This window comes from Alteromonas sp. (genome assembly GCF_984505615.1).
On record NZ_CFHOXV010000040.1, the window covers coordinates 1 to 20,989 of the forward strand.

General features: G+C 51.9%; 20 protein-coding genes and 1 riboswitch. Of the genes, 3 read left to right on the forward strand and 17 right to left on the reverse strand.

What is annotated here, in order from left to right; translation table 11 throughout:
• Positions 1 to 46: 46 nt before the first annotated feature.
• Together AC4PME_RS17005 and AC4PME_RS17010 are read left to right on the forward strand one after the other, a co-directional pair.
• On the forward strand, positions 47 to 313 hold the full coding sequence (locus AC4PME_RS17005; RefSeq protein ID WP_491044744.1) for a type II toxin-antitoxin system TacA family antitoxin: 267 nt from the start codon (positions 47 to 49) through the stop codon (positions 311 to 313).
• Complete coding sequence (locus AC4PME_RS17010; RefSeq protein WP_491044745.1) at positions 313 to 837, forward strand: GNAT family N-acetyltransferase; 525 nt, start codon at positions 313 to 315, stop codon at positions 835 to 837. Before AC4PME_RS17005 ends, AC4PME_RS17010 begins: the two co-directional genes overlap by 1 nt.
• A gap of 34 nt (positions 838 to 871) precedes the next feature.
• Here AC4PME_RS17010 and AC4PME_RS17015 read toward each other — a convergent pair whose 3' ends face one another.
• The 11 genes from AC4PME_RS17015 to AC4PME_RS17065 form a co-directional block, all read right to left on the reverse strand.
• Positions 872 to 1,789, reverse strand: coding sequence for a sugar kinase (locus AC4PME_RS17015; RefSeq protein WP_491044746.1), 918 nt, complete (start codon positions 1,787 to 1,789; stop codon positions 872 to 874).
• On the reverse strand, positions 1,786 to 2,424 hold the full coding sequence (gene eda, locus AC4PME_RS17020; protein WP_119499736.1) for a bifunctional 4-hydroxy-2-oxoglutarate aldolase/2-dehydro-3-deoxy-phosphogluconate aldolase: 639 nt from the start codon (positions 2,422 to 2,424) through the stop codon (positions 1,786 to 1,788). The genes AC4PME_RS17015 and eda overlap by 4 nt, the downstream gene beginning before the upstream one ends.
• Positions 2,424 to 3,884: a mannitol dehydrogenase family protein gene (locus AC4PME_RS17025; protein WP_491044747.1), complete on the reverse strand. Its 1,461-nt coding sequence runs from the start codon at positions 3,882 to 3,884 to the stop codon at positions 2,424 to 2,426. The genes eda and AC4PME_RS17025 overlap by 1 nt, the downstream gene beginning before the upstream one ends.
• A 4-nt stretch (positions 3,885 to 3,888) precedes the next feature.
• Positions 3,889 to 5,304: a glucuronate isomerase gene (uxaC, locus tag AC4PME_RS17030; RefSeq protein WP_490709887.1), complete on the reverse strand. Its 1,416-nt coding sequence runs from the start codon at positions 5,302 to 5,304 to the stop codon at positions 3,889 to 3,891.
• Between the two features lie 13 nt (positions 5,305 to 5,317).
• The gene (locus tag AC4PME_RS17035; RefSeq protein ID WP_119499739.1) at positions 5,318 to 6,805 is read right to left on the reverse strand and encodes a UxaA family hydrolase; all 1,488 of its coding nucleotides are present in this window, start codon (positions 6,803 to 6,805) and stop codon (positions 5,318 to 5,320) included.
• Positions 6,806 to 6,937: 132 nt separating this feature from the next.
• Positions 6,938 to 7,960, reverse strand: a complete 1,023-nt coding sequence (locus tag AC4PME_RS17040; protein ID WP_119499740.1) for a LacI family DNA-binding transcriptional regulator — start codon at positions 7,958 to 7,960, stop codon at positions 6,938 to 6,940.
• A 201-nt stretch (positions 7,961 to 8,161) separates the two neighbouring features.
• Positions 8,162 to 9,457: a TRAP transporter large permease gene (locus AC4PME_RS17045; RefSeq protein WP_474843735.1), complete on the reverse strand. Its 1,296-nt coding sequence runs from the start codon at positions 9,455 to 9,457 to the stop codon at positions 8,162 to 8,164.
• Entirely contained in the window at positions 9,457 to 9,945 is a 489-nt protein-coding gene (locus tag AC4PME_RS17050) for a TRAP transporter small permease (RefSeq protein WP_490709885.1), read from the reverse strand. Before AC4PME_RS17050 ends, AC4PME_RS17045 begins: the two co-directional genes overlap by 1 nt.
• Positions 9,946 to 9,947: 2 nt before the next feature.
• Positions 9,948 to 10,934 carry a TRAP transporter substrate-binding protein gene (locus AC4PME_RS17055; protein ID WP_491044748.1) on the reverse strand — a complete coding sequence of 329 codons (987 nt, stop codon included), beginning with the start codon at positions 10,932 to 10,934 and terminating at the stop codon, positions 9,948 to 9,950.
• Positions 10,935 to 10,948: 14 nt separating this feature from the next.
• The gene (kduI, locus tag AC4PME_RS17060; protein ID WP_119499744.1) at positions 10,949 to 11,794 is read right to left on the reverse strand and encodes a 5-dehydro-4-deoxy-D-glucuronate isomerase; all 846 of its coding nucleotides are present in this window, start codon (positions 11,792 to 11,794) and stop codon (positions 10,949 to 10,951) included.
• Positions 11,795 to 11,824: 30 nt separating this feature from the next.
• Positions 11,825 to 12,586: an SDR family oxidoreductase gene (locus AC4PME_RS17065; protein ID WP_474866302.1), complete on the reverse strand. Its 762-nt coding sequence runs from the start codon at positions 12,584 to 12,586 to the stop codon at positions 11,825 to 11,827.
• A 210-nt stretch (positions 12,587 to 12,796) separates the two neighbouring features.
• On the opposite strand from AC4PME_RS17065, the gene AC4PME_RS17070 reads away from it, so the two are divergent.
• Positions 12,797 to 14,041 carry a DUF4861 family protein gene (locus AC4PME_RS17070; RefSeq protein ID WP_491044749.1) on the forward strand — a complete coding sequence of 415 codons (1,245 nt, stop codon included), beginning with the start codon at positions 12,797 to 12,799 and terminating at the stop codon, positions 14,039 to 14,041.
• Between the two features lie 329 nt (positions 14,042 to 14,370).
• On the opposite strand, the gene thiH is transcribed toward AC4PME_RS17070, so the two are convergent.
• Genes thiH through thiC form a run of 6 tightly spaced genes read right to left on the reverse strand, consistent with a single transcriptional unit; the run spans position 14,371 to position 20,618 of the window.
• Complete coding sequence (gene thiH / locus AC4PME_RS17075) at positions 14,371 to 15,486, reverse strand: 2-iminoacetate synthase ThiH (RefSeq protein ID WP_491044750.1); 1,116 nt, start codon at positions 15,484 to 15,486, stop codon at positions 14,371 to 14,373.
• Positions 15,483 to 16,253, reverse strand: coding sequence for a thiazole synthase (locus AC4PME_RS17080; protein ID WP_491044777.1), 771 nt, complete (start codon positions 16,251 to 16,253; stop codon positions 15,483 to 15,485). The genes thiH and AC4PME_RS17080 overlap by 4 nt, the downstream gene beginning before the upstream one ends.
• Before the next feature lie 2 nt (positions 16,254 to 16,255).
• On the reverse strand, positions 16,256 to 16,456 hold the full coding sequence (thiS, locus tag AC4PME_RS17085; RefSeq protein ID WP_491044751.1) for a sulfur carrier protein ThiS: 201 nt from the start codon (positions 16,454 to 16,456) through the stop codon (positions 16,256 to 16,258).
• A complete protein-coding gene (locus AC4PME_RS17090; RefSeq protein ID WP_491044752.1) occupies positions 16,440 to 17,210 on the reverse strand; it encodes a HesA/MoeB/ThiF family protein in 771 nt (256 codons plus the stop codon). The genes thiS and AC4PME_RS17090 overlap by 17 nt, the downstream gene beginning before the upstream one ends.
• The gene (gene thiE, locus AC4PME_RS17095; protein WP_491044753.1) at positions 17,197 to 18,735 is read right to left on the reverse strand and encodes a thiamine phosphate synthase; all 1,539 of its coding nucleotides are present in this window, start codon (positions 18,733 to 18,735) and stop codon (positions 17,197 to 17,199) included. Before thiE ends, AC4PME_RS17090 begins: the two co-directional genes overlap by 14 nt.
• Complete coding sequence (gene thiC / locus AC4PME_RS17100) at positions 18,735 to 20,618, reverse strand: phosphomethylpyrimidine synthase ThiC (RefSeq protein ID WP_491044754.1); 1,884 nt, start codon at positions 20,616 to 20,618, stop codon at positions 18,735 to 18,737. The genes thiE and thiC overlap by 1 nt, the downstream gene beginning before the upstream one ends.
• 94 nt (positions 20,619 to 20,712) lie before the next feature.
• Positions 20,713 to 20,826, reverse strand: a riboswitch (TPP riboswitch).
• Positions 20,827 to 20,989: the final 163 nt, after the last annotated feature.

Genomic DNA, 20,989 nt, shown 5'->3' on the forward strand with positions numbered 1-20,989 from the left:
GGTGTGTATGATAGGCTTTGTTCTCTGTACAGAGAGGTAAACGATCATGGCGACGTCACGCATAGATATGAGAATCGACGAGGTTCTTAAAAGCTCGGCAGAGAAAGCTGCGGCTCTGAAAGGTATGAAAAGTTTGACAGAGTACGTAGTACGTTTAATCGAGGAAGATGCAAAAAAAGTTATTCGCGAACATGAAAGTATGGTTATTGCGGATGATGTTTTTGATCGATTTATTGCTGCATGTGATAAAGCTGAACAACCCAACAAGAAGCTTCAGGACGCCGTTGCGTTCACCCGACGTGAGCGTGTTTAATGGTTCCGGCATTGCCTTTTGTCGAGCTTGATAAGGTTGCCCATAATCGAAAAGGCTTTGATTGTGGACAGCCGGATCTTAATACATTTCTTCAGTTGTTTGCGCAACGACACCGTGATGCCGGAATTAGTAAAACCATGGTTTTACAGGATCACTCAGATTATTCGCAAATCTGCGCTTATTACACGCTTTCGCATACCGAAATTAAAAGGCAAAGTTTACCCCAATCCCTTGCCAAAAAACTTCCTTACTATCCCATTCCCGTAATGTTGATTGCTCAACTTGCGGTGGACGCCCGATTACATAGTCAGGGGCTGGGTAAAATCACCCTCGTAAGTGCGCTTGAGCATGCTTACAATATCAATATTCATCTTCCATCTTACGCTGTAGTCGTTGATGCAATAGACAAGCAGGTTCAAAGCTTTTACGAACAATACGGCTTTAAATTGTTAAATCATGATGCGTATCGCACGCGTCTTTTCCTGCCGATGAAAACTGTGTCTCAGTTATTCGAAAGTAAATAGGCGCTGCCGGGAAAAATATTGCCACGCCCTCCAATCAGGAGAGCGCTGCTATATGCTTATAAAACGCGTCTTTTTCCACAATCGCGCCGGGATAGCTGATGACTGTGGCGGCGACTTTTGCGCCGAAGCTGGCAGAGTCGGTAACATCGTTACCCGATAAGCGTGCTGACAGGTAGCCGCCATTAAACGCATCACCGGCTGCGGTGGTATCGACAACGGTCTCTACACGCTCAACCGGTACGATGCAATGGCAGTCCTGTTCGTAGATGTGCACGCCGACAGCGCCGTTTTTCACAATGATTTCTTTAACGCCCAGGTCAGCAACATGCTGGTGGATAGCATCCACGTCAGTGTGGCCATATAACGCCAGATGATCATCACCGCCCGGAAAGGCGATATCTGAATGAGAATAGGCTTTGTCTGTCCATAACTGAGCGTGCTCAGGACCCGGCCAGAGGCGTGGGCGATAATTGGGGTCAAAGACCACTTTGCCGCCTTTCGCACGAAAACCATCAATTAAATCGAACAGCTTCAGGCGCTGTACTTCATCCAGAATGGCCAGTGAAATGCCGCTGAAATAAAACACATCCGCGTTGCTTAAATCGCCGCGCATGAGGTTCAGTGTTTGTGTTGCCGCTGAGTTTGCCCGCCAGTAGGCGAAAGTACGTTCGCCGTGCTTATCCGTGCGCACCATGTAAAGGCCGAGATTCCGGTCTTCGCTGCGGTATACCTGGTCGGTATTAATTTCCTCGTCACCCATTTTAAACAGCAACTCGTCACTTAAGAAGTCCGCGCCGATAGCGGTTAAGTAGCTTACTGAAATATCACGGGCGCAGCGCTTCAGGTACACAGCGGTGTTGTAGGTGTCGCCGGCGTAACCCTTAGACAGTGTGTCGGCACCACGGTTAACCAGCTCAACCATGCACTCGCCGAAAATGACAATGCGGCTCATGGTCTTAACCCTTCAAATGCCTCCAGCGCCTGCTTGCAGGTGTCTGTGATGCCTTGCCAGTTTTCTGCTTTTACCATATCAGACGGGATCATCCACGACCCGCCTACGGCAAACACATTTTTCAGGCTCAGATAGTCGTTCAGGTTACTGCCGGAAATACCGCCGGTGGGGCAGAACGAGATATTCTGAAAGATACCGCCCAGTGCTTTAAGCATTGGCGCGCCGCCGCTTAAGTGTGCCGGGAAGAATTTAAGTTCGGTAAGGCCGTATTCACTGGCCATCAGAATGTCTGCAGGATTGCTGGTGCCGGGAATAAACGGCACCCCTGACGACATTAATCCGTCCAGTAAACGGGGGCTGACGGTGGGCGTCACCAGAAACTGGCTGCCGGCTTCTACCGCTTCCTTTGCGTGCTCAGGGCTGAGCACAGTACCCATGCCTACAACCATATCCGGAAATGCTTCACGGATAGCGGTTACAGAAGCCGCCGCAGCGTCTGTACGGCGCACCACTTCCAGGTTTTTTAGTCCGCTGGCTTCTACTGCCTTTGCAATATTCAGGGCTTGTTCAACCGAATCTGCCTGCAAAATTGGCAAGATCGGGGCGCCTTTCACAATGTGTTTAATGCCTTTCATTATAACTCTCCCAGGCATGCAGCCATTGTTTCAGGTGTAATGTTGCTGAGTTTTTCAACCTGACCGTGCACAGTGTCACGAAATGCCTGGTTGTCAGACAATTCAGCAAACACGTCACGTTCATTCAGTACTGCATCTGTCAGTGCTTTCGTATCGCCGCTGTGTTTTTCAGCCAGCGACAATAAACGCTCAGCCATCGGGTCGGTAATGGTTTCACCCGCCGCCTGACGCTTAGCGATAAACAGAATCCACGCAGCAACAGGCACGCTCAGCAGGTTAAAGCTGGCTTTGGCTTTAATGCGGTCTCGTACGGTATTCAGAATGCGGAAAGGCAGCTTTTGTGAGCCGTCCCAGGCAATCTGCGCCAGTAAATGACGGATATGTTTGTTGTGATAGCGGTTCAGAATGTCATCGGCGTAGGCTGATAAATCCATTTTGTCACCGGCATCAATAGTCGGCAGTATTTCTTCTTTCAGCAGGCGGCGGATGAAGGCTTCCATATCAGGCTTGCTGATGGCTTCAAATACCGTGTCGATACCACATAATGTGCCGGTGTAGGCCAGCGTGGAGTGGGTGCCGTTAAGCACACGCAGTTTGGCTTTTTCAAACAGATGCACATCGTCGGTGAAGGTCACGCCTACTTTGTCCCAGGCAGGGCGGGGACCGCTGAATTTGTCTTCTACGACCCACTGGGTGAAGGCCTCGCGCTGAATCGGCCACTCGTCGGTAACACCCAGAGCAGCAGCCGTCTGGCTTACCAACGCATCGTCGGTAGCCGGCGTAATGCTGTCTACCATGGTGTTAGGGAAACAAATATTCTTGCTGATCCACGCTGCCAGTTCGCTGTCGAGTAACTGTGCGAATGCCACGACGGCCGCGCCCAGTTTGCTGCCGTTATCAGACAGGTTGTCGCAACTGACGATGGTGATTTCGCTGGCGCCGTTTTCTTTGCGTACTTTAAGTGCAGCAACCAGTAATCCGATTGCCGATACCGGCTCTCCCGGAAAATCTTTATCGTGCAGGATATCCGGATGGGCGGCATCGAGCTTGCCCTGGTTGTCCAGGCAATAGCCTTTCTCAGTGATGGTCAGCGTAACGATATGTGTTGCAGGTGCAGTCAGCGAGGCCATGATGGCATCGCGGTCTTCACCTAACACATACACGTTATTCATTGCGCCGATGATCTGGGTGTACGGCTGATTATCCAGTACAACCAGTGTATACAGATTATCCTGGCCGGACAGTTTTTCTTTCAGGCTTTTACTGCGCATAGACACGCCGTCAATACGCCAGTTGCCGCCGTGGGCCATGGCCAGATCGGTATACACTGCCTGGTGGGCGCGGTGAAATGCGCCCGGGCCAATATGCACAATGCCGCTGGTGGTGGCATTCACATCGTATTGAGGCTGTTTTACCTCTGACGGCAAGTCCGCCAGCGTAGAGAAATTCAGACGTGCCATGCGGTTACCCCAGTTTGTAAGCGTTTTTCGCCAGATTATAAGACAGCTGCTGTGCCAGTTCGGCGGCTTCCCAGTCGGCAACGCGGTGTTCAACCACCAGTTGCGCCAGGAAACGGCAGTCGATACGACGGGCCACATCGTGACGGGCCGGAATAGACAGGAACGCGCGGGTATCGTCATTAAAGCCAACGGTGTTATAGAAACCGGCAGTTTCGGTAACGTTGTGACGGAAACGCAGCATGCCTTCCGGGCTGTCGTGGAACCACCACGCCGGACCCAGCTTCAGGCACGGATAGTGACCGGCCAGCGGTGCGAGTTCACGGGCATACACGGTTTCATCCAGGGTAAACAGGATGATATTCAGATTCGCTTCGTTACCGTACTTGTTCAGCAATGGCTTCAGTGCGTTAACGTAGTCAGTCTGCATAGGAATATCGTGGCCTTTATCGCGGCCGAATTTCTTAAACAGGCTTTCGTTATGGTTACGGAATGAACCCGGGTGGATTTGCATCACCATGCCGTCTTCCACACTCATGCCGGCCAGTTCGGTAAGCATCTGTGCACGGAACAGTTCCTGCTCTGCGGCTGAGGAATCCCCTGACAGCACTTTCGCAAACAGGCTTTCGCATTCAGCGACAGATAAATCTGCGGTGGCGGCAGTCGGGTGGCCGTGGTCTGTCGCGGTAGCGCCGTGTTCACGGAATACCTGACGGCGCTGACGCAATGCGGCCAGATAACCCTGCCAGCTGGTAGTGTCTTCGCCGGTGATATCACCCAGTTTAGCGATGTTATCAACGAAGTCTTCGCGGGAAGCATCTACCACGTCGTCAGGACGGAAGGTGGTGATAACGCGCTTGTCCCAGCCGGTGCCTTTAATCGCGCCGTGATGAGTCAGCGGATCCAGTGCACCTTCAGTGGTGGCAATTAACTCAATGTTAAAGCGGTCCATCAGTGCACGGGGTTTGTATTCAGGCTTCGCCAGCTCTTTGGTGATGAACTCGTAGTAGTCCATGGCGTTGTCTGAGCACAGCATGTCGGTAAGACCGAACACGTTTTTAAATACGGTGTCGAGCCACATGCGCGACGGTGTACCCGGAAACAGATAGTAGTGGTCAGCGAACAGCTGCCAGATTTTACGCGGATCTGCTTCAGACTCACCGCCATCCCAGCGGCGGATGCCTAACTGCTCAAGGGTGATACCCTGAGAATACAACATACGAAACACGTAGTGATCAGGCAGAATAAACAGTTCGGTAGCGTTACCGAAGTTTTCGTCGTAGGCAAACCAGCGCGGATCAGTATGTCCATGAGGGCTGATAATAGGCAGGTCCCTGACAGACTGATACAACTCACGGGCAATGCCGCGGGTCTTTTCATCAACCGGAAAAAGCCTGTCTTCATGAAGTAAAATCGGTTTCATAACATTCTCTTTTTTAAAGGGTTACGCCTCGTTTCCAAATAGCAATTTCATGACTGCCATTCTTCTCATTACAGGTAAGTTGTCCTGACGCTGTAGTGAGACAAAGTTGGTACAACTGTGCTGCGCAGTCGTCAATACTGACGCCTTGCAGCACTTGTCCCGCATTGAAGTCAATCCAGTGTGGTTTTTGTTCTGCTATTCTGGAATTTGACGATATTTTTATTGTGGGTACAGGGAACCCGAGCGGTGTACCGCGCCCGGTGGTGAATAAAACGATATGAGCGCCACTGGCGGCCAGAGCCGTTGAGCTGACAGCGTCGTTACCCGGCGCCTGCAACAGTGACAAACCTTTCTGGTGAACAGGTTCACCGTATTTCAGTACGCCGCCGACAGCCGCCTGGCCGCCTTTCTGCACCGCACCGAGGGATTTTTCTTCCAGTGTCGTTAAACCGCCGGCTTTGTTACCCGGGGACGGATTTTCGTAAACTGGCTGATTATGGTCGAGGAAGTATTGTTTGAATTCGTTGACCAGTGAAACAATGTCGTTGAACACGGGCTCAGACACCGCGCGGTCCATCAGCAACTGCTCTGCACCGAACATTTCCGGGGTTTCTGTTTGCAGTACAGTACCGCCGATGCCGGTTAAAATGTCGGTCATGCGGCCAACCAGCGGGTTAGCGGTAATACCGCTGAACGCATCGCTGCCGCCGCATTTTACGCCCAGAACCAGTTCCGAGGCGGGGATCAGTTCCCGTTTATCGGCACCCACCGGTTTCAGCATTTCGTAAACCAGGCGGATCCCTTCTTCAATTTCGTCGCCTACCTGCTGTGAATTGTAATAACGCAGGCGGTCTTCAGGTTTATCTACCAGCTCCAGCATGGCTGAAAGCTGGTTGTTCTCGCAGCCAAGACCAACGATTAAAACAGCACCGGCATTAGGGTGGGAAGCCAGTGCTGCCAGAATTGCGCGGGTATCTGTTAAATCGTCGCCCAGCTGCGAGCAACCAAAGGGGTGAGTAAAAGCGCGGAATCCGTCACATTCGTTGGCAAAACGGCGCTCACACTCTGAAGCAATGCGCTCTGCAGTGCGGTTTACGCAGCCAACGGTATTGATAATCCATATTTCGTTGCGGATCCCAACCTTGCCATTTTCTCTGCGATAGCCCATAAACGTGCCATCTGTGGCATTGCTCCCGGTGGCACTTTTCTTCAGGTCTTTCCACGTGTATGCTTCCTGACCGCTGAGATTGGTTTTCAGGTTGTGGCTGTGAATATGGGCACCGGCGGCAACATCTTCTGTTAAATGACCAATGGGAAAGCCATATTTAACAATGTTTTCACCGGCCTTCATGGCCTTCAGGGCAACCTTATGTCCCGCAGGGATAGCATCAGCCAGGGTAAGCTCAAGATCATTGTTTTGGATACCCGCCTCTAAGTCCATTGTTGCTACAGCAACATTGTCCTGCGGATGAACCTGAATCAATTGGGTTTGGTCTTGCATACTTACACTCCTGCTGGCGAAAGGCACCGTTAATTCTGTTAAGACAATGGGAACAGTTTCTTAACATGAATGCCACCGGTGGCATTGTAGGTCAGAATAAACAGCGGATCAATCTTCATCAGCGAAATTCTTTTACTTTTCTGCTTTGCGGGTGGACTCACGAATGATCAGGTGAGGTTTCACCAGATAACTTTCCATGTCGTCCGTCGGTTTGTTCTCGATCATCGCAATAATTTTCTTCGCAGCCAGTGATGCCATGGCCGTTACCGGGCGCTTCACTGTGGTCAGTGACGGGATCACTCTGGCAGCCAGCAAGTTATCATCGAATCCGGCAATAGACAGTTCTTCCGGCACGCGTATACCCATTTCGTGAGCGACTTTCAGTACGCCGGCGGCCATTTCGTCGTTGTTGGCAAAAATGACTGCAGGGCGGGATGACTGAATAAGCAAACTGCGGGCACATTCGATACCGCTTTCGTAACTGTTTTTACCTTCGATAACGCGGTTGTCGGGTAAATCGATGCCCAGCTCGCGCAGGGTATCGCGGAAACCTTCAAGACGCTCAATGGAAGAGTAGTAAGCCTGCGGACCACTGATGATGGCAATGTCGCGGTGTCCCAGAGACACCAGATAACGGGCGAGATCGCTGATGGCAGCACGGTCGTCAGACACCACAATGTTCGCGTGGTCGTCTAAATCCACTGACGCCATACGCACATAATTGATAGCCTGGTCGCGCAGGGCGGCAGCCAGTTCTTTGGCTTCAGATACCGGCGGCAGGATCACCACGCCGTCGATATTCGAGCGTTTGACGAACTTAATACAGTTGTCGATGAAATCCGGTGAGTTGTAGTGGCAGGGATGAACAACCAGTTCATAGCCTTTTTCTGAGCAGACGTTCAGAACGCCCCGTTGCACCTGGTCGATATACAGGGCATCCGGGTTATCGTAAATCATACCGAGCAGAAATGAGCGGGAGGCAGCGAGGCCACGGGCCTGCTTATCCGGAGAAAAGCCTAACTCATCAATGACTTTCTGGATTTTTTCCCGGGTGGCCGCACCCACATTGGTGGCGCCGTTGATCACGCGGGAAACCGTACGTTTAGACACCCCTGAAAGGCGGGCTACATCATTGATAGTCGGACGTTTATCCATGTTTTTCACTTATTATTATTAGCGTTATCGCTGCTCGTTTTATTTAATCATTGTTGCTCTTTGCACCTCTGACACCAGCTGTTCCCCCTGTAGGGTATCCTGCGGAACGGTCAGGTCGGGTAAGTTTAGCCTTTTACACTGCGGATTCACAATCTTAATACGTACAAGCCCTACCAGTGGCAGGGCTTGTTAAAGCGCATATCAGAATCCCAGTGCTGCGGGCAGTGCTTCTGAGAACCACGCCACATAGGTGACTAACATCAGTACCACAAACATCGCGGCATAAAGTGGCAACAATGGCCGGATTATATTTTCCAGTTTAGTTTTTGCGATGGCACAGGTGATAAACAGTACTGCACCTACCGGCGGTGAACACAAACCAATAGATAAATTAAGCACAATCATAATGCCGAACTGCAACGGAGACATACCCAGCTGCATGGCAACCGGCAGAAAGATTGGCGTAAAAATAAGAACGGCCGGTGTCATATCCAAAAATGCACCCACCACAATCAACAACAGGTTGATGAGCAGTAAGATGACAATAGGATTGTCACTGAGTTCCAGTAATGCGGCACTGAGCGTTTGCGGAATATTCTCAAACGACAGTAACCATGACATCGCCGTAGACGCTGCAATCAGCAACATAACAATAGCGGTGGTCTCTGCAGACTTAAGCAGAATGCCGGGCAGTTCTCTGGTTTTTACCTCGCCGTAAACACCCACAGACAGAATGAGTGAATACACCACAGCAATGGCGCCGGCTTCCGTTGCGGTAAATACGCCGCCGACGATACCACCGATCACCAGCACGATAAGAAACAAGCTGGGAATAGCGGCCAGTAGTTTTTCGGCTACTACTTTCATGGGTAAGCGGTCTGAAAGCGGGTAGCCTTTTATTTTTGCCCAGATGTAGCACACCACCATGAGTGCCAGGCCCACCATGATGCCCGGAATGTAACCAGCCATGAACAATGCAGCAATAGACACACCGCCGCTGGCAATCGCATAAACAATCAGGATATTACTTGGCGGGATAAGCATGCCGGTCGTTGCAGCCGCTGCGGTAACCGCCGCTGAAAAATTAGGGTCATAGCCTTTTTTCTTCATTTCCGGCAGCATGAAGCTACCGATAGCTGAACAGGCCGCAACTGCAGAGCCTGAGATGGCACCAAACAGCATGCAGGACACTACGTTCACCAGTGCCAGTCCACCCGGCAGCGCACCGATAAGTGCCATGGCACATTCAATCAGCCGTTTGGCAATTCCACCGCGCCCCATGATCAGACCTGACATTACGAAAAAGGGTATTGCAAGCAGCGCAAAGCTGTCCAGTCCGCCAGCCATACGCTGAGCCATCGTAGTCACTGCCGGTTCAAACTCGATATTTATCAGCATGGCTACCATGGTTGCGAGACCAATGCTGATAGAAACGGGCACATTAATCAGTAAAAAGAAAAAGAAGCCAACGATGAGGATTATTGCAGTCATTTCCATTACAGCGGCTCCTGTGACTCGTCTATCCAGAGGTTATAAATATTGATGATGCTGTAGAACACCATGATGACGCCGGAAACAGGCAGAACGGTGTAAATCCAGCCCATTTTTACGCCAAGTGCTGCAGAAATCTGATTAAGATCCAGAGTCAGGCTGACCAGTGCGTTACCGCCGACAATGAGTACCAGCACACAAAAGGTAACAACCAGCAGTTCAACGAAGGTCATAATGAGTCTGCGCATAGTTTCAGACTGACGGTTTACGATGAGATTAAAGCCCAGATGGACTTTCTGACGGTATGCGTAAGCAGAACCTAAAATGCCAATCCAGATAAGCAGGAAGCGGGATAGCTCTTCAGTTACCGAAGCGGGATCTTTCAGCAGGTAGCGGGAAATAACCTGCCACACCACCACCAGAAGGATAGCGGCCATGGCAGCAATCAGCGACGCTGCAAGACTCTTATCAATTAACTTTACTAACTGTCGCATGATCACATCGCCTTAATTTTATCTAGCAGGTTGCCCACTTCCGAGCCGGCATAGCTGTCGTGGAAAGGTTTTACTGCATCCACAAAGGGTTGCTTGTCGGGATAAATCACTTCCACGCCATCAGCAATCACTTTTTCCAGAGACTCTTCTGTAGACGCCTGCCACAATTTACGCTGATAAACCACAGAGTCGGCCATGGCCTGATTGAGCCAGCCCTGCTGCTGAGGTGTAAGATTGTTCCAGGTACGCAGCGACATCAGCATGACGTCAGGTACAGAGGTGTGCTCATCCAGCGAATAGTAACGGGCGATTTCGTAGTGGCGGGACAGGTAATAGCTGGGCGGATTGTTTTCCGCACCGTCAACAACACCCTGCTGTAAAGCTGTGTACAGTTCGCCCCAGGAGACCGGTGTGGCTGCTCCGCCCAGCGCACGTACGGTTTTCACCGCTGTAGGGCTGTTCAGTACACGGATCTTTAATCCTTTTAGATCTTCCGGCGTGTGGATAGGGCGGTCAGTAGTATAGAAGCTTCGGCTGCCGGCATCGTAGTAACCCAGACCTTTCAGCTTGAACGCTTCCACACCGGAGAGCAAATCTTTACCCACGTCACTGTTTAGTACGTTCCAGTAGTGCTCATTGTCACGGAACACATAGGGAATACTGAAAATCTGCATTTCCGGCGCGAAGCCTTCCAGCGGACTGGCAGACACTTTGGTCATATCCAGCGAGCCGATTTGCAGCAGTTCAATCATTTCCCGTTCGGTGCCTAACTGGCTGCCGGGATAAATGGCTACCTGCATGGTGCCGCCGGAATATTCATCCAGACGTTCACCTAAAAATACCATGGCTTTGTGCACAGAATGCTGGGGATCCAGAGAATGCCCCAATCTGAGTACCACCACGTCACTGTCCTGCTTACTGCCACAGCCGGCAATCAGGCTTGTGATGAATACAAGCAGCAGTACCGGCACAACTTTAAGGCGCAACATACTTACCTCAATACTTATCTGAGCTGGTCTGGCGGGAACTTGTCCATATCGTCATAGTCGAGGTTTTCCCCGGCCATGCCCCAGATGAACGCATAGTTCGCAGTGCCCACACCGCAGTGAATTGACCAGGGCGGTGACAGCACAGCCTGCTCATTAGAAACAAAGATATGACGGGTTTCCTGTGGCTCACCCATAAAGTGACAGACTGCCTGTCCGTCGGCTAAGTCGAAGTAGAAGTACACTTCGTTACGACGGTCGTGCTGGTGGGCCGGCATGGTATTCCACACACTGCCCGGTGCCAGACGGGTTAACCCCATTTGTAACTGACAGGTATCAACCACGGTGTTGATAAGCAACTGATTGATATCACGTTCGTTACTGGTTTCCTGACTGCCAAGATGCAGCACATTGGCATCGCCTTTACCCACTTTTTTGCATGGGTAAACATGGTGCGCCGGTGCAGAATTCAGGTAGAACTTCGCCGGATTAGCCGCATCGTCTGAAGCAAACACAACGGATTCGTTATCTTTACCGATATACAGGGCTTCTTCTTTTTCCAGTGTGTAGGTGGTGTCGCCTACAGTGACTGTGCCGGTGCCGCCGATGTTAATAACACCCACTTCACGACGGGCGGTGAAGTAACTCATTTTCAGCTGGTCATCCAGTGTTTCCAGTTTCAGCGGCGCAGAAGTTGGTACTGCGCTGCCCACCATGAAACGCTCATAGTGGCTGTAGACCCAGTAAATTTTGCCGTGCTGCATGAGTTTGTCAGCCAGAAAGGCTTCACGCAGTTCATTGGTGTCGTAAGACTTAACTTCCCGTTGTCCTACGGCGTAACGGATTTCGTGTTCAGTAGTCATGGTGCCTGTCTCTTGTAGGGTTTGTGAGGATCAGCGGGCAAGGAAGCCGCCGTCGACGGCTAACACATGGCCGTTCACGTAATTGCTTGCATCACTGGCCAGAAACACCAGTGCGCCTTTTAAGTCTTCCGTTTCGCCCCAGCGTCCGGCCGGGATCCTTGAAATAATTTCCTTGCTGCGGCCTGCATCGTCCTGCAGAGCCTGCGTGTTATCGGTGCGGATATAGCCGGGCGCAATAGCGTTCACCTGAACGTTGTGCTTGCCCCATTCATTAGCCAGTGCTTTGGTTAATCCGGCAATGGCGTGCTTGCTGGCAGTGTAGGCAGGCACTGTGATGCCGCCGCTGTAACTGAGCATAGATGCAGTATTAATGATTTTGCCGTAACCCTGCTCAATCATGTTGCGGCCGATTTTCTGGCTGAGCAGAAACGCTGAGTCTGTATTTACGCGCAACACGTTCTGCCATTCCTCCAGCGGGAAATCTACGGCCGGGCTGCGGAAAATCGTGCCGCCGTTATTCACCAGAATATCGATACCACCCCAAACAGCCTGTGCGTCATCAGCCAGCTTCTGAACCGCTGCCATGTCTGACAGATCGGCATGCAGGGCGGTAACTTCCACGTTGCTGACGGCGCGGATTTTGGCGAGGGTTTCTTCACATCCGCCTTCACGGGAACTGGCACAAATAACACTGGCGCCGGATTCGGCCAGAGCGACGGCCATGGCTTGTCCGATACCGCGGCTGGCACCGGTGACCAGCGCACGTTTTCCCGTCAAACTGAAGTTAGGCATGACATTTCCTTTTAGCGTAAAAACGATGAATTTTGCGGGTGTTGTAAATGAACCGGAAACGCATTTTCCGGATAAGCGATGAAACACCACACACAGTTTACAATGTTAACAATATTTAAAATAATTGCCACCGGTGGCAATTGTCAATATATTAGTGCAAAGTATTTCCCCGAATAACGACCACTAAACGACGAAATCACGGAGCGCAATATGAAGAAATCAACCCTGCCACTGAGTATCATTCTGGCGTTATCCGCTGCCGCATGCAGCCCTGATAAAACCCCGTCTTCTAATCAGGAAAGTCAGGAAAAACAATCATCTGCAGAATCTGTTGTCAGTAAGGTCAGCGTGAGTAATCCGGCCGGCGGCGCAGCGCTTCCGCAACTTCTGCGTTTTCCGGCAAGCGCATTTGATGACGACAATGCAGTGACAAAAAAAGTGACAAACTTTCCTTCTGAGTGGACAAAAGATCAGCAGGGAAATGATGTTCTTAACGTTTTAGTCACATTGGATGCCGGTGAAAAAGCCACAATTGCTCTGTCAGATTCAGCCCCGGATGCACCGGATGTTGCTTACACTGAATTGTCAGTTCGTCAGGGCGGTGAATGGGATGGCAAAGAATATAAAGCAGATGGTTTCAGCTTTGAGAATGTAGATTCTTTTACTGCGCCTCCGCAACTGACTGATCACTCATACTATTTGCGTTATGAAGGACCAGGCTGGGAAAATGACCTTGTTGGATACCGCTTATATCTGGACTGGCGTAACGGCACGGATATCTTCGTAAAAACCGGTAATGAACCCGTGCTGCATCAGGTAGGGCAGGATGGTTACGACAGCTATCATGATCTGTCTGACTGGGGCGGCGATGTGCTGAAAGTGGGTAAGGCGCTGGGTCTTGGTTCTTTTGGCCGTATGGAAGGCGACACGGTAATGCATATGCAGAACGTGGACGAGATGTCCTGGGCACTGGGCCATGACGACAAGCTGTCAGCTGGCTTCACTGTGAATTACGATGGCTGGGATGTGAATGGTAAGAAGCTCAATGCCAGTGCAGATTACGAAATTCATGCCGGTGACCCGTCAACTACGGTAACGGTGTCGTTAAGCGAAACAGCAGATGACCTGGTGACTGGTATTGTTAAGCATGACAACACTCAATACATCGAACTGGAAATGAACGGCTGGGGTGTCATTGCCACTTACGGTAAGCAAAGCTTGCTGGGCGAAGATGACGAGCTGGGCATGGCACTGTTCTACAAGGTTGACGATATCTCCCGCAAGTTTGAAGCGGAATATGACTATTTAATTCAGTTCAAGCCGGCAACAACCATGGAATATCAGTTCATGGCAGTATGGCCTTCACACCCTGACAGCCCGGATGACGAAAGCGGCTTCACAGAACTGCTGAAAACCAAACTCAAAGCACTGGCAAGCCCTGTAACTGCGGGGTAGGTTGATTCGGGCCAGGTTCGGAAGCAACCCTGGGGAAGCAAACCCCGGGGAAACAAAGCCCGGGGAAGCAAGCCGGACGCCCGGGCGGGGAATCTTTAATGCGTTTCAAACACGCTGTGAACCCATCCATGGGAGCTCCACAGCCGCATCCCTGCGGCTGAGGGTTTGAAACGCATTAAAAGCTTCCCTTTTGCCCGGGCTTGACCAGCTTGCTTCTCCTCCGGTTCCTACCCGTGCATCCGAACTCTTCTCTTACTTTTGATGACTTGAAAGCGGCGTGTTTGAAGCGAACTTCTTTCCCCACGTCTCCTCCCCGGGCACCCGCCAACTTAACGACCGAATGCATTCAGCCAGTCTGTCCATACCGGGTCGAGTCCGCGGGCGGTTAGGCTGTTTGCCACTGCACTGGCTGAGCGGGTGTCTTCGGTTGAGAATTGCTCCAGTGCTGTTGTGGGAGCGCTGTATCCGCCAGGTTGAGTTTGCGATGCGGCAGACAATTGATTAATGGCCAGTGGCACTACGTTGTCGCGAAATGCCGGGGATTCCCTGGTGGAAAGGCTTAATTCCACTTCCGGAAAACACAGTCGGTAAGCGCAAATCAGTTGTATGAGCTGCTTATCTAATACCTGACTTTTCTGCGTTGCCCGGTCACCGGCGCAGGGCTTGATGCGGGGGAACGCAACGGAGTAGCGACTTTTCCAGTAGCGTTGTTGTAACAGGCAGAGATGTAATGCGGTAAATGCGCTGTCCGTCCGCCATTCGGATAGCCCGAGCAACGCGCCCAGACCGATTTTGTTCATACCAGCTTCGCCAAGCCTGTCCGGTGTTGATAACCGCCAGTCGAAATCCTGCTTTTTGCCCCGCAGGTGATACTCCGCATAGTGAGCGCGATGATAAGTTTCCTGATAAACCAGCACACTGTCAGTTCCGGCTGCTGCAAGGGCACGGTACTCATCTGTGGAAAGCGGTTGTACCTCCATAGCAACATGGCTGAAGTGAGCTCTTACTAACTCTATTGCCTCTAGAAAATAATCCATGCCTGCTTTTGTTTCGTGCTCGCCGGTAACCAGCAACACGGAATCAAAACCCATTTTCTTAATGGCATTAACTTCCTCTGATATTTCAGCCATGGTCAGTTTCGTGCGCTTAATTTTATTGCTCATGGTAAAGCCACAATAGGTGCATTCGTTGGCGCACAGGTTCGACAGATACAATGGCACGAACAAAGACACGGTATGGCCGAAACGCTGGCGTGTGAGGGCCTGTGCCTTAATTGCCATATCCGGCAGAAATGCCTCTGCGGCAGGGGATATCAGCGCAAGAAAATCCTGCCAGTGCCGGACGGGGCGTTGTAGTGCCGACATCACATCTGCCGCGGTTTTGCTGTAAAGCGCAAGCCTGACATCGTCCCAGTCTGTGCTGGACAGCTCTTCTGCCACCGTCATGATAAGCCAGCCAGAAACTGTGTGAACGGGCTGGTGGCAGAAGCCCGGGAGTTAACCGGTGCAGTACCGGCCAGCCAGGCCTGGCGACCGGCTTCCACGGCCTTAGCAAACGCGGCGGCCATGGCAACAGGTTGTGCAGCGGCGGCAATGGCGGTATTTACCAATACTGCATCAGCCCCCATTTCCATGGCTTCGCAGGCATGAGAGGGAGCGCCAATTCCGGCATCAACCACCACCGGCACTCCGGCCTGTTCAATGATAATGTGCAGGAAATCGCGGGTTTGCAGGCCCTTATTGGAGCCGATAGGCGCGCCTAGTGGCATCACGGCAGCGCATCCGGCTTCTTCTAAACGCTTGCAGAGGACAGGATCCGCATGACAATAGGGCAGTACATTGAAGCCTTCTTTACATAACACTTCAGCGGCTTTGAGAGTTTCCACGGGGTCGGGAAGTAAGAAGCGCTGATCGGGATGAATTTCCAGTTTCAGCCAGCTGGTTCCCAATAGCTCTCTGGCCAGACGGGCCGCATAAACTGCTTCTTCCGCTGTCGCCGCCCCGGAGGTGTTCGGCAGCAGTGTAACCGGCAGCGAACGCAAAACGCTGAGGGTAGGGTCGGGCACGTCGCCTTTTGAGAGCCGCTTGAGTGCCAGCGTAACAAGACCGGTCTGGCTGGCGACCAGGGCATCTTTCATGATGTCAGGGTGACTGAATTTCCCAGTACCGGTGAATAATCTGGATGTAAAAGTGGTGCCGGCAATTGTCAGCATCATTAACCTCCCGCTACCAGAGTAAAGAGTTCAACGGCATCGTCAGGTTGCAGCGTATGATGTTGCCACTGGCTGGCCGGTATGATTGTCTGGTTTACCGCCACAGCCACTGACGGAGTTTGCTGCAGATAATCACTGATCGCATCGGCGAGCAGGCTGCCTTCTGGCAGAGTAAGCTTGTCACCGTTACACAATATGTTCATGATGTTCCCCGATATTGTTTGAGCATGCCGGACACGCCGGATTTTTATTTACCCTGAAGTGGCGAAGAGTGAGAGCGCGGCCGTCATAGACGTGAAGTTGTCCGAAATCCACAGGCTGAATACCGCACAGGTAACTGAGTGCAAGGCTGGCCTGAAACTGACCGGCAATGGCTACTACAGGACTGAATATTCCCTGCTCCATGCATGTTTGTGAGTGCTCACCAATCTGTTCCATGCATTCATAACAGGCCGAGCCGGATGCAGGGTTCAGCGCCAGCGCCGTGGCGGAAAAGCCTGCAGCACTGGCGGAAATGAGCGGCAGCTTATGTTCAAGGGCCAGTCCATTGACAAATTTTCTGCTGGACACGCTGTCTGTGCAATCCAGCAGCAACGAACAGTACGGCAGGTGGGTGGCAAGTCTGACGGGATCGGCCGGGTCATCAATGCATCTAATCTGACACCCGCCATGCATGGCTGCCAGTCGCGACCGCGCAGCATAGACTTTCTTTTGTCCCGCATCGGCTTCGGTAAACAGCCACTGGCGGGGTAAATTGCTGAGTTCTACGGTGTCGTGATCGACCAGCACAATTTCGCCAACACCGGCAGATACCAGCGCCATGGCTACCTGACAGCCCAGTCCGCCGCAGCCGAACAGCATGACTTTTGATTGCATGAGTTGGAGTTGGGCTTCCTCATCAAAATTATCCAGCAGTAAATGACGACTGTAGCGTGAATACAGTTCAGTGGTCAGCACGGCGGCACCTCCCGCGCAATGCGTTGACGGCGTCTTCCGGGTTATCGCTTTCTGTAATGGCCGTCACCACGGCAATGGCATCTGTGCCTGTGGCAGCCACGGTGTCGATATTGCTTAACTTAATGCCGCCGATGGCCACAGTGGGAATGCCGTGATATTTGCAAAGTGACACGTAGTCCGCCAGCCGCGCCGGTCCTTGTGGTGCAGAGGGCATATCTTTCGTTCTGGTAGGAAAAATATGACCTAGTGCTATGTAAGAAGGCCGGATTTGAATGGCGCGGCAGAGCTCAGCATATCCGTGAGTGGAAATGCCCAGCCGCAACCCTGCACGGGCAATGGCACTCAGATCGGCAGATGCGAGATCTTCTTGCCCGAGATGAACACCATACGCCCCGTGTTCGATAGCCAGTTGCCAGTGGTCGTTGATGAAAAGCTGGGTGTTGTATCCGGCAGCCATGGTTACTGCCTCGCGGATGATTTCACTCAGTTCTGCACCTTTGGATTTAATCCGCAACTGGATGATCTTAAGATTTAAAGGGAGAAGGCGCTGCAGCCATTTAATGCTGTCCACCACGGGATAAAGCCCGGGCGCAGAGTCCAGTAATTCCGGTAAAAAATAATCATTCTCTACTGGTAACAAGCCTTCGAAAACCGCAGGGAAGTGAGGAAGCAGTGAGGCGGGAAGCAACGGTGTCTGTTGTTCAGCGTGCCCCTCACGTTCAGACGGCGGGCGACGAAGGACAGCCGTTTCAGGTAAAACCAACTCTGCCTGTTGCCAGGCTGCGGCAACCACAGCTTCGGCCAGCGAAACTGCATCTTCTGTGATGTACTGCTCAGCCATTGCTCCGGCGATGGCCGATGCCAGCAGACAACCGGAACCCCGTAAGTTAAAAGGCTGCCGGGCTTTGTGCACAAAGCGCCGGACGTTTTCTTTGCTGTACAGCACATCACAGATTTCCGACGTGTTCCCGGAGTCGGGCCGGAGCGATGAGTCTGGTCTGTGACCGCCTTTTACCAGCACCTGATCGCAGCCGGAAGCGATAAGCTGATGGGCGGCAGCCAGTTCATCCCTGGCTTGCCGTAACGTAAAGCCTGTCAGCCAGGCCAGCTCATCATAGTTCGGCGTGATAAGCGTGATGTAGGGCAATAGCCCGGCGATAGCATCAAACGACAAGTCACCGAGTTTACTCTTTGATGATGTCTGTAATACAGGGTCCCAAATCACCGGAATTTGCGGATATTCAGACAGTTTCTTAATGAGCACATGGATCTGTTCATCATTCGCCAGCGCACCCACTTTTATTACCGCAGGGATCTGCGGCTGAAAAGCGACTTGCAGCTGTGCCGAAAATGACGCCGGCGATACCGGAGAAACGTGCAGCACACTGTCATGAGTTTGCGCGCTGACCAGCGAGACCACACTAATCTGGTGGACAGCAAAACATTGCAGCGCACGCTGGTCCTGCTGTAAACCGGCGGCGCCGGAGCTGTCGGTGCCGCCAATGGTTAAAACACGGGGTAACATTATTCGCCCTCAGCAACGGCAGCATCAACGTAGAGAGCGCGGCCGGAGGCTGAAAACTTCTTCGCCATATCGGCCATGCCCTGTTGCTTCGCTTCTTCCGCCTGTGCATGGTCACGGACTTCCTGAGAAATCTTCATGGAGCAGAATTTCGGACCGCACATGGAGCAGAAGTGCGCCACCTTGCTTGAAGCCTGTGGCAGGGTTTCGTCGTGATAGGCGCGGGCGGTAAACGGATCCAGTGCCAGATTAAACTGGTCTTCCCAGCGAAACTCAAAGCGGGCTTTCGACATGGCATTGTCGCGTATTTGTGCGCCCGGGTGACCTTTTGCCAGGTCTGCTGCGTGGGCGGCAATTTTGTAAGTAATCAGGCCCTGCTTCACATCTTCTTTATCCGGCAGGCCAAGATGCTCTTTGGGGGTGACGTAGCAAAGCATGGCACAGCCATACCAGCCAATCAGTGCTGCGCCGATCCCGGACGTGAAATGGTCATACCCCGGGGCGATATCCGTTGTCAGCGGACCGAGGGTGTAAAACGGTGCGCCATGACAATGAGATAACTGCTCATCCATGTTCTCTTTGATCAGGTGCATAGGCACGTGGCCCGGGCCTTCTATCATCACCTGAACATCATATTCCCACGCGATAGCTGTGAGTTCGCCTAAGGTGCGCAGTTCGGCAAATTGTGCTTCATCGTTGGCGTCAGCAACGGAACCGGGGCGCAGACCGTCACCCAGTGACAGGCTTACGTCATATTGAGCGCAGATTTCACAGATTTCGCGGAAATGTTCATACAGAAAACTTTCCTGATGATGATACAAACACCATTTCGCCATAATAGCACCACCACGGGACACGATGCCCGTAACACGCTTAGCGGTTAACGGTACGAAGGGTAAGCGAACGCCGGCGTGGATAGTAAAATAGTCCACCCCTTGCTCAGCCTGTTCAATCAGGGTGTCACGAAAAACCGGCCAGTCGAGATTTTCAGCGACACCATTGACCTTTTCCAGCGCCTGATAAATGGGCACTGTGCCAATGGGCACCGGACTGTTACGCAGTAACCATTCACGGGTTTCGTGAATATTGCGGCCGGTAGATAAGTCCATGATGGTGTCTGCGCCCCAGCGTGTGGCCCAGACCAGCTTTTCCACTTCCTCTTCAATGGACGAGGTCACCGCGGAATTACCGATGTTGGCATTCACTTTGACCAGGAAGTTTCGCCCGATAATCATCGGCTCAGCTTCAGGGTGGTTGATGTTGGCCGGAATAATCGCCCGGCCTTCTGCGACTTCGCGGCGTACGAACTCACCGGTGATTTCCGGTGGTATGTTTGCACCGAAGGCTTCCCCTTTGTGCTGCTGGTTCAACAGTTCATTTTTGATCGCAGCGCGACCCATATTTTCGCGGATGGCGATGTATTCCATCTCCGGCGTCACTATGCCCAGGCGGGCATAGTGCAATTGCGTTACTACCTTGCCGGAAGCGGCTTTACGGATAGTATTTTTCGCCTGAAAACGAATGGATTCTGAGGTGATGTCTGCATCCCGCGCCTGCGTATAGGATGATTCAGATGCAGCAATGGCTTGCGTATCGTTTCGTGCGTTAATCCACAAAGCGCGGCAATGCGGAATGCCTCTGGTCACATCGACTTCACAGGCCGGGTCGCCAAATACGCCGGAGGCGTCGTATACGGGAATATCCGGATTAATTTCTTCTTCCTGCTCGCTGATGCGGGTAGGAGACTGGGCAATCATCCGCATGGGCACACGGATTGACGGGTCTGACCCTTCTTCGTACTGGCGGAAAGAATTAGGAAAAGCTTCACCTTTCAGTGATTGTATAAATGTTTGTGCCTGCTGGCGTTTCTCGCGTCGTGTTGACATAGCATTTTTTCCTTTACGGGTGATAAATGCTTGTCAGGAGTGAGTATACAAGGGCAATACCGGCAAGCAGACGGTTGTCTGTTGTGATGGTGGAACGGTGTTGCTGCTTGTTCCCTTCGCAGGTATTAGCCTGATCAGGTTCTACGGATCCCGCAATGCGGTCTCAGCTTGCTTTCATGTGAAAGACGAAGCACTCCGACAAGTTCTGTTTTTACTATAATCATGGATTAGAAAAGAAAACAAGCCTTGTCTTAACGCGCTGATAAGTATCTTTAGCGAGTTTGCTGCCAGATCGCTGGTCGGTTTGTGAAGTTTCTGGTAGGCTGAATAGTAATTATTGTCATTAGGCTCTTCAATGTAGCCGAACACTC